The sequence below is a fragment of the Alcanivorax sp. HI0044 genome, from assembly GCF_001634945.1.
In genome coordinates, this window is record NZ_LWEZ01001180.1 from 1 (window position 1) to 788 (window position 788).

Consider the following 788-nt stretch of genomic DNA (forward strand, 5'->3'; position numbering starts at 1 on the left):
CGAAACCGTGGCGACCTTCCTCAACGCCAGCCGCGAAGAAATCCTGGGGACCAAGGGCACCACCGAGTCCATCAACATTGTGGCCCAGTGCGTGGCCCGTGAGCGCCTGCAGCCCGGCGATGAAGTGCTGATCGGTACCAGCGAGCACCACGCCAACATCGTCCCCTGGCAGCAGGCCTGCGCCGCCACCGGCGCCACACTAAAAGTGATTCCGCTGCGTGACGACTGCAGTCTGGATCAGGACGCCTTTGCGCAGCTGCTCAGTGAGAGAACCAAAATCTTTGCCATTGGCCATGCCAGCAATGCGCTGGGCACGCTGAACCCGGTGAAAGAGATGGTTGCCCGCGCGAAAGCCGCCGGCGCCATCACCTTGATCGACGGCGCCCAGGCCGTGGCCCACTTCCCGGTGGACGTGCAGGATCTCGACGTGGATTTCTATGCGTTTTCCGGGCATAAGCTATTTGGCCCCACCGGTATCGGCGTGCTCTATGGCCGCCGCGAACTGCTGGAAGCCATGCCGCCCTACCAGACCGGCGGGGAAATGATTGAAACCGTCAGCTTCGAAGCAAGCACCTGGAATCAGCTGCCTTACAAATTCGAAGCGGGCACGCCCAACATCGCCGGCGCCATCGGCCTGGCCACCGCCATTGAGTGGCTGAACCACCAGGATCGCCCGGCCCTGGCCGTCCACGAAGACGCCCTGCTGGCCCGCGCCACCGAGCGCGCACACGCATGCGACAGCTTGAAAATCATCGGCACCGCCACCAGCAAGGTGAGTGTACTGTCCT

The 788-nt window shown here is 63.2% G+C and carries 1 protein-coding gene; it reads left to right on the forward strand.

The window, feature by feature from the left end; all coding sequences use genetic code 11:
• Positions 1-788, forward strand: a 788-nt coding sequence (locus A3730_RS15635; RefSeq protein ID WP_063538407.1) for a cysteine desulfurase, incomplete at both ends; no start/stop codon positions are given.